The organism is uncultured Chitinophaga sp., from assembly GCF_937874145.1.
In the GTDB taxonomy this organism is placed as follows: Bacteria; Bacteroidota; Bacteroidia; order Chitinophagales; family Chitinophagaceae; genus Chitinophaga.
On record NZ_CALNBI010000069.1, the window covers coordinates 1 to 6,783 of the forward strand.

General features: G+C 52.0%; 10 protein-coding genes. 6 read left to right on the forward strand and 4 right to left on the reverse strand.

Translation table 11 applies throughout. The features are described from left to right. The coding region (locus Q0510_RS03160; RefSeq protein WP_298708168.1) for an aconitase family protein at positions 1-921 on the reverse strand (921 nt) is incomplete at its 3' end. A 141-nt stretch (positions 922-1,062) separates the two neighbouring features. Here Q0510_RS03160 and Q0510_RS03165 point away from each other — a divergent pair. From Q0510_RS03165 to Q0510_RS03175, 3 genes are all read left to right on the forward strand, one after another. Then, a complete protein-coding gene (locus tag Q0510_RS03165) occupies positions 1,063-1,284 on the forward strand; it encodes a PspC domain-containing protein (RefSeq protein ID WP_298708170.1) in 222 nt (73 codons plus the stop codon). Positions 1,285-1,418: 134 nt separating this feature from the next. Further along, on the forward strand, positions 1,419-1,721 hold the full coding sequence (locus tag Q0510_RS03170) for a DUF4382 domain-containing protein (RefSeq protein ID WP_298708172.1): 303 nt from the start codon (positions 1,419-1,421) through the stop codon (positions 1,719-1,721). 82 nt (positions 1,722-1,803) lie between these two features. Continuing rightward, positions 1,804-2,190: a DUF4382 domain-containing protein gene (locus tag Q0510_RS03175; protein WP_366940982.1), complete on the forward strand. Its 387-nt coding sequence runs from the start codon at positions 1,804-1,806 to the stop codon at positions 2,188-2,190. A 380-nt stretch (positions 2,191-2,570) separates the two neighbouring features. Here the strand turns inward: Q0510_RS03175 and Q0510_RS03180 are convergent, their stop codons facing one another. Both Q0510_RS03180 and kdsA read right to left on the reverse strand, forming a co-directional pair. Next, entirely contained in the window at positions 2,571-2,969 is a 399-nt protein-coding gene (locus Q0510_RS03180; RefSeq protein ID WP_298708174.1) for a hypothetical protein, read from the reverse strand. A gap of 121 nt (positions 2,970-3,090) precedes the next feature. Further along, entirely contained in the window at positions 3,091-3,912 is an 822-nt protein-coding gene (gene kdsA, locus Q0510_RS03185; RefSeq protein ID WP_298708176.1) for a 3-deoxy-8-phosphooctulonate synthase, read from the reverse strand. 216 nt (positions 3,913-4,128) lie between these two features. Here kdsA and Q0510_RS03190 point away from each other — a divergent pair, with 216 nt between their 5' ends. Further along, the gene (locus Q0510_RS03190; RefSeq protein WP_298708178.1) at positions 4,129-5,085 is read left to right on the forward strand and encodes an NAD-dependent epimerase/dehydratase family protein; all 957 of its coding nucleotides are present in this window, start codon (positions 4,129-4,131) and stop codon (positions 5,083-5,085) included. Positions 5,086-5,244: 159 nt separating this feature from the next. Here Q0510_RS03190 and Q0510_RS03195 read toward each other — a convergent pair whose 3' ends face one another. Continuing rightward, positions 5,245-5,649 (reverse strand): hypothetical protein, encoded by a 405-nt coding sequence (locus Q0510_RS03195; protein WP_298708180.1) that lies wholly within the window; start codon positions 5,647-5,649, stop codon positions 5,245-5,247. A gap of 34 nt (positions 5,650-5,683) precedes the next feature. Between Q0510_RS03195 and Q0510_RS03200 the strand changes: the two genes are divergently transcribed. Both Q0510_RS03200 and Q0510_RS03205 read left to right on the forward strand, forming a co-directional pair. Then, positions 5,684-6,166: a helix-turn-helix transcriptional regulator gene (locus Q0510_RS03200; protein WP_298708182.1), complete on the forward strand. Its 483-nt coding sequence runs from the start codon at positions 5,684-5,686 to the stop codon at positions 6,164-6,166. After that, on the forward strand, positions 6,141-6,629 hold the full coding sequence (locus Q0510_RS03205) for a hypothetical protein (protein WP_298708184.1): 489 nt from the start codon (positions 6,141-6,143) through the stop codon (positions 6,627-6,629). Before Q0510_RS03200 ends, Q0510_RS03205 begins: the two co-directional genes overlap by 26 nt. Positions 6,630-6,783: the final 154 nt, after the last annotated feature.

Sequence of the window (6,783 nt, forward strand, 5' to 3'; positions counted from 1 at the left end):
GTAGAATTTGGCGGGATCTGCGTACACGGCATCGTCGGGCCGGAGGTGTTCGCGAACGCCGTCTGCCAGTTCCGCCACTTCGGTGCGGCTGGTAGCTTTCAGGTATTCGGACATGCCTTTGTCGTAGGCGAATACGGAGCAGGTAGCGCCGATTTCAGCACCCATGTTACAGATGGTGCCTTTACCGGTGGCGCTCATGGAGTCGGCGCCTTCGCCGAAGTATTCCACGATGCAGCCGGTGCCGCCTTTTACGGTGAGGATGCCGGCAACGCGGAGGATCACGTCTTTCGGGGAAGCCCAGCCGCTGAGTTTGCCGGTCAGTTTCACACCGATCAGTTTCGGCATTTTCAGTTCCCATGCCAGGCCGGCCATTACGTCAACAGCGTCGGCACCGCCAACACCGATCGCCAGCATGCCGAGGCCGCCCGCGTTAGGGGTGTGGGAGTCCGTACCGATCATCATGCCGCCGGGGAACGCATAGTTCTCCAGTACAACCTGGTGAATGATACCGGCGCCGGGTTTCCAGAAACCGATGCCGTATTTATCGGAGATAGAAGATAAAAAGTCGTAAACTTCCTTGTTGGTGTCGATCGCGGTGGCAAGGTCCTGCACGGCGCCCGTTTTCGCCTGGATCAGGTGATCGCAGTGAACGGTGGACGGTACGGCAACCTGGTTACGGCCGCAGGTCATGAATTGCAGCAAGGCCATCTGCGCTGTCGCATCCTGCATGGCTACACGGTCCGGAGCAAATTCCACATAGGATTTCCCTCTTTCGTACGGTGTAGTCGTCGGTTCGTACAAGTGCGCATAAAGGATCTTCTCTGCCAGTGTAAGCGGCCGGCCCAACAACTTACGGGTAGCTTCCACTTTACCCGGGAGTGCCGCATACAATTTTTTAATCATGTCAATATCAAACACCATGGAAATAAATAATTTAAGAGCGGTTACATTAAAATTTGCACGGCGAAGTTAATCAATTCCGGACTTTTTTTAAAGTTAAAACTGTTGTTAACGGTGCCAAATTCATTTGTTAAATTTGCTGGATTGCAATAAATTTGATATATGAACAAGGTCAAAGATTTTGTGGAGTGGAAGACCTTCGGCGTTTGTACCGCCATTGGTGAGAAGCTCGGCATAGCCACGTCCCGCATCCGTATTTTCTTCATCTATGCAACTTTCCTTACGATGGGCTCGCCCCTGATCGTGTACATGATACTGGCGTTCTGGATGAATATCAAAAATTACATCACCAACGCCCGCAGAAACCCGCTCCGCTACCTGTAACCGATAATCCCGGTTTTTCCCGCACAACTCCCGTATTCCCCTTTAATGGCACGTAAATTGCCATCCCTGCCCGAAGATTCATCTGAAGTTTGTAGAACCTGCAACACACCTATCGACCATAAACAACCATCAACATGAGAAACACATGGAAAAACCTCGCCCTTGGCACCCTTTTGCTGGGCGGAATCGCAACTCAGACAGCCTGCTCCAACTCGGATTCAGACGGTTCACCCGAAAAAACACGCCTCCAGATCGCCCTCACCGACGATCCCGGGGACTTCTCCGAAGTCTGGATCGACGTGAAAGAAATCCGCATCAACTCCTCCGATGCCGATGACCAGAACTGGGTACCCCTCGCAGGCGTGAAAGCAGGCGCCTACAACCTCCTGGAACTCGTAAACGACCACGACACCATCCTGGCTGACGCCGCTGGGTGACAATAACTACCTCGTTACCAACGAAGGCGAGCGGATCGACCTGACCACCCCCTCCGCACAGCAGTCCGGCCTTAAACTGAACATCCACCAGGCTGTGGTAGGCGGTATCATCAACAAGCTCACCCTCGATTTTGACGTGGCCAAATCCATCGTCAAAGCCGGCAACAGCGGGAAGTACATCCTCAAACCGGTTATCCGCACCGTGCTCGAAGCCGTAGGCGGCAACATCCGCGGCGGCGTGCTGCCCGATTCGGTACAAACGGCCGTACTCGCCATCCAGGGCCCCGATACCATCGCCAGCACTTACTCTCTCGGCGGCGGCTACCTCATCCGCGGCATCCCGGCAGGCGCTTACGACCTGCATTTCCTGCCGACAGACACCAACTTCCTGCCCGCCGTGAAAAACGCCGTGCCGGTTACGCTCGGCCAGGTAACTACGGTAGACACCGTTCGCCTGCAACTCAGATAATCAACCCGGCGGCTTCCGCCACACTATATTTTCCCGCTAAAAGGAGGTTACCTGCCTGGTAACCTCCTTTTTATTGTGTGCCGCAGTATGGCTGCTACTGATGAAAGATGGGTATAACCCGGGTTTGTCAGGGATATATCTTGCCTATGTCCTGTCCTTTATAAGGGGCAGGATATAGGCAGGGTAAAGGCATGGCAAAGGCAGGGTAAAGGCAGGACATATATGCGGCCCCCCCTGTCAACGGCACTTTTGCCTGGCATAAAAACCGGCGGGAAACCCGCAGGGATTTGGCATAAAGAGGGCAGAAGGAAAGGAAAGTGCAAAAGAAAGGGTGACCAGCATTGCTGCCGGCCACCCTTTGCGTATGCAAATGAAGATGTTTACTCGAGATGGAAGAGGGTCATGCCCGCATAGTGGTTCTGGAGCTCGTGGACCATCAGCGAACCGGCGATATTCCGCGTTTCGTCGCGGTAATGCAAAACGGTGCGGGGATCGGCGCCGTGGTAGAGGGTAACGGTAAAAGGCCCGCGTACATACGTTTCGTCGTTCCCGTTAGCGGAGGGCTCTTCTGCTTTTTTGAATTTGAGCTTCAGTAATTGTTCGGTGGTGAGTGGAATGGGAAATAGATCCGCCGGCTCGTACCAGTTTTCCTGCTCGCCGTTCAGCACACAGGCCTGGCCCAGTTCGCGGTCTACCTGGAGCACCGGCCCTTCCAGCAACTGTTCCTCGTATTTTGCCAGCACAAGATCGCCTTTCTTTAAATCATGCAATTGAATCATGGTGCAGTGTTTTTTGGGTTGAAAACTTAGCAATTCGAATCAGTGTGCTATGAATATAAAGGAAATCCTGCATTATAAAAAGTAAAAAAGGCAGAACCGCGATGGCCCTGCCTTGTTGCAATTACTTTTTGTACACGGCTTCCCGGAGGCGTACCAGCTCTTCCAGCAGCGGTTCCAGGAGGTCGAGGCGGAGCATGTTGGCGCCGTCCGATTTGGCGCAGGCCGGATCGGGATGCGTTTCGATGAAGAGGCCGTCGGCCCCGGTGGCGATCGCCGCTTTGGCGATGGTGCCGATCATCTGCGGGTTGCCGCCCGTTACGCCGCCCGGCTGGTTGGGTTGCTGCAGCGAGTGCGTGCAGTCCATGATCACCGGTGCGCCCAGTCCTTTCATCACGGGGATGTTGCGGTAATCCACCACGAGGTCCTGGTACCCGAAGGTAGTGCCGCGTTCGGTGAGCAGCACATGCTCGTTGCCGGCCTGGCGGATTTTCTCCACGGCGAATTTCATGGATTCGCCGCTTAGGAACTGTCCTTTTTTCACGTTCACGAACTTGCCCGTGTCGGCCGCTGCCAGCAGGATATCGGTCTGGCGGCAGAGGAATGCGGGAATCTGGAGTACGTCCACATACGCGGCGGCCATTGCGGCTTCGGCGGCGGAGTGAATATCGGAAGTAACGGGTACGTTGAAGGTTTTACCTACTTTTTGCAGGAGGTCGAGCCCTTCCACATCACCGATGCCGGTGAAGGAATGGATGGAAGTGCGGTTGGCCTTGCGGTAGGAGGCTTTGAAAACGTAGGAGATATTCAGGCGTTTGCACATGGCGGATACCTTTTCGGCTACGCCCATCACCAGGTCTTCGTCTTCAATGACACAGGGGCCTGCTATGAGAAAGAAATTTTCGGGATGGTATTGCTCTTTGAAAAGCGCTTGTAAAGTTTTCATTGCTGTCGATTATCCTGTTTGTTCAAATTGAAAAGATCCCCTTTTGGGCAACACGGCGCAAAATTAGGCTTATTTATCGACATGGCTGATGCAGCCGTTACGAAGTGGAACAAGACTGCCCGCAAATTGTTATAGTATTGTCATTGTTTGGAAGGGTAATTCCGGTAATATTGCCGGTTGAAGTTAAATTTGGCGACTCATTTTATTCACCTGTATATGAAGAAAGACAAGATTCTGGTAATTGGCGCCTGCGGTCAGATCGGCGTAGAACTGACGCTGGCCCTGCGCAAGATGTACGGAGATTCCAACGTGATAGCATCCGACCTGCGGGAGGAGCACGAACTGCTGAAGGGCTCCGGCCCTTACGTTTCGCTGGACGTGATGAACAAGGAGATGCTGCACGTGCTGGTGATCCGTCACAACATCACCCAGATCTACCTGCTGGCGGCCATCCTCAGCGCCACCGGCGAAAAGAACCCGCTCCTGGCCTGGCACATCAATATGGCGAGCCTCCTCAACGTGCTCGACATCGCGAAGGAAGAAGGGCTCGACAAAATCTACTGGCCCAGCTCCATCGCGGTATTCGGCCCCAATTCCCCCAAGGCCGACACACCGCAGCACACCATCATCGAACCCACCACCATTTACGGCATTTCCAAGTTCGCCGGCGAACGCTGGTGCGAATATTATAATACCCGTTACGGTATCGACGTGCGCAGCCTGCGCTATCCGGGCCTTATCAGCTATAAATCCGCCCCCGGCGGCGGCACCACCGATTACGCGGTGGAAATCTACCACGAAGCCCTCGAGGAAGGCAGCTACAAGTGCTTCCTGTCGGAAGACACCTACCTGCCCATGATGTATATGCCCGACGCCATCCGCGCCACCATCGAACTGATGGAGGCCGACAGCGCGAAGATCTCCGTCCGCTCCGGTTACAACCTGTCGGGCATGAGCTTTTCGCCCAAAGAGATCGCCGGCGCCATCCGCGAACATATCCCTACTTTCTCCATCAGCTACGAGCCCGACTACCGGCAACAGATCGCCGACGGCTGGCCGCAAAGTATCGACGACGAACTGGCCACCGCCGACTGGGGCTGGAAACCCGAGTTCGACCTGGAGAAAATGACGGCCGATATGCTCAAAAACCTCCGGGTGCAAAAAGGCATGTAATCTCATTTGACACTACTATATAGTCCGGCCCCGGCATTTTTGCCGGGGTTTCTTATTTAACGGAAAACGCAATTATCCATTAACAAATGCATAGCAACACTAGCGGAATGCTATACCGAATATTGCCGGTTTCTTGCAATCAAAACAGTTAAGTCCACATCACACACGGCCGGTTAGTTTTTGGAAGATATGATGAATGGCTTGCTGATAATTAACCAATAGCTTAATTTTGTGGCCAAACGTACCGCTACCGAATTTAAATCGAATGCTTCCACAAGGAGGAAAGTGTGCATAGACGACGCTAACAGCCATCATATCCTGCAGTTTCTGCAAACGGATAGCATGAGGATCACTAAGTTCAGGTATATCGTAGAGCTGATTTTGCTGAATAAAACCAATTCGGAACAATTCAAAAAGGAGGCTGACGGCGTATTTGCGATGATCATGTTCAAAGGCGGGCAGAATATCCGTATATACTGCAAAGAGCAGAAAGGGGAAAACGGAACGTGCTTTATCATCGCCTCGGAATTGTTGGAAAAGAAGAAGAACCAACGGAATAGCCATGCTGAAAATTCGCTGATTCAAACTGTTAAACAATATGAATATGACATCAGGCCCCAATCAAAATAATTTAACCTGGGACGAGGTATTCAACATTGAGAATGAAGAAGAACTGATTGCCCATAAAGCGCATGTACTGGGCGCGCAATTCATGCATTTCGTGGATAAAGCGGCAGCAGCAAAAGGGCTTAGCCGGAAAGAGCTTGCCAAAAAAGTCAACACTTCAGCCAGTTATATTACCCAGCTCATGCGGGGCGACAAACTTCCCAATATGGAAATACTGGCCCGTTTCTGCAAGGCTTTGCAATTCGAGTTTGATATCTCTTCCAGCCTGCCGGATGAATACGAACAAAGTATGAATGAGGCATTCAACCGTCATGCTTTGGAGTTGCGTAAACATAACGCGGCGTGCAAGGTGCTGGCAATGAATCCCGTTCGGGAGAATGTGAATATGTATGAAGAAGATAATTTACTGATAAACGTAGCGCTAAACTATGAAGATACAGCCATCCCCGCTTGAACTCGTTGACCTGGCGATCATCAACTTTCATTATGCCGCCAATCCCTCCGAAGTAGCAAGTGGCATACAGGAATTGTTCGACGCGTACGAAGTTGATATGGATTTTGCCGTCAGGACAGCTGACGATGGCTTAACAAGAATCCTGGTGAAGGCAAGCATCAACAAACCGGCAGAAGGCACTCCCAAACCCGGGTATATGCTGTTTGCAGAAACCATGGGGGTGTTCAGGTTTAAAGACGCATCACAAGTACAGGCAGAAAAGTTGCAACACCTGGTGAATTCCGGGTTGACCATGACAATCAGTTACCTGCGCACATTCATCGCCGGGGTTACAGGGCATTTTCCTTTAGGAAAATACTGGATTCCATCCATTGACTTAAACGAAATGATCAGAATGAAAAGTGAGGGGAAAGCGGCCGATAAAACAGCGGTGAAAACATCGCGCCGTAAAACTAAAAAGTAGCGTTTAACGCTCCATAAGCCGTTTCTTATTACAAATATGTTATATTTGTGTAGGCCTTTTTGCGCCTCCCTGTCCTATGAAGAAAACCATTATCCTCAGCCTGCTGGCGCTTTGTGCCGGTACGGCCCGCGCGCAGTTCACCACCATCGCGGAA

Excerpts from the sequence above, each read along its gene's own strand:
- Q0510_RS03165 (WP_298708170.1), top strand. The coding sequence starts at position 1,063 with ATGAACAAGGTCAAAGATTTTGTGGAGTGGAAGACCTTCGGCGTTTGT.
- Q0510_RS03170 (WP_298708172.1), top strand. The coding sequence starts at position 1,419 with ATGAGAAACACATGGAAAAACCTCGCCCTTGGCACCCTTTTGCTGGGC.
- Q0510_RS03180 (WP_298708174.1), bottom strand. The coding sequence starts at position 2,969 with ATGATTCAATTGCATGATTTAAAGAAAGGCGATCTTGTGCTGGCAAAA.
- kdsA (WP_298708176.1), bottom strand. The coding sequence starts at position 3,912 with ATGAAAACTTTACAAGCGCTTTTCAAAGAGCAATACCATCCCGAAAAT.
- Q0510_RS03190 (WP_298708178.1), top strand. The coding sequence starts at position 4,129 with ATGAAGAAAGACAAGATTCTGGTAATTGGCGCCTGCGGTCAGATCGGC.
- Q0510_RS03195 (WP_298708180.1), bottom strand. The coding sequence starts at position 5,649 with ATGGCTATTCCGTTGGTTCTTCTTCTTTTCCAACAATTCCGAGGCGAT.
- Q0510_RS03200 (WP_298708182.1), top strand. The coding sequence starts at position 5,684 with ATGAATATGACATCAGGCCCCAATCAAAATAATTTAACCTGGGACGAG.
- Q0510_RS03205 (WP_298708184.1), top strand. The coding sequence starts at position 6,141 with ATGAAGATACAGCCATCCCCGCTTGAACTCGTTGACCTGGCGATCATC.